This is a genomic window from Vibrio sp. 10N.222.48.A3 (genome assembly GCF_041475345.1).
GTDB lineage: Bacteria > Pseudomonadota > Gammaproteobacteria > Enterobacterales > Vibrionaceae > Vibrio > Vibrio tasmaniensis_A.
Genome location: NZ_JBFRVX010001726.1, coordinates 1 through 256, shown reverse-complemented (window position 1 = coordinate 256; position 256 = coordinate 1). Strand labels below are relative to the sequence as shown.

Annotated in this window: 1 protein-coding gene; it reads right to left on the bottom strand. The window is 44.1% G+C overall.

The annotated features are described in order from the left end of the window. Positions 1-211, bottom strand: a 211-nt coding sequence (locus AB4653_RS28640) for an adenylyl-sulfate kinase (RefSeq protein WP_372106028.1), incomplete at its 3' end; no start/stop codon positions are given. Positions 212-256: the final 45 nt, after the last annotated feature.

Genomic DNA, 256 nt, shown 5'->3' with positions numbered 1-256 from the left:
GCAGATAACTGTGCTTGCCCATTTGCAGCAGTTTACTTTCAACGGCATTTGCGACGGTGGATTTACCAGAACCACTTAAACCTGTGAACCAAAGTATGACTGGATTTTGCCCTTTTTGAGCCACACGATCTTGATGGGTCACTGTTGAGTTATGCCACACGACATCGTCACTCACCGAGTCATTATTTTTACGTTGGTATGGAGTCGTCATAACAGTTTAAAAATACCCTTCGCGTTTCTTCTTCTCCATTGAGCC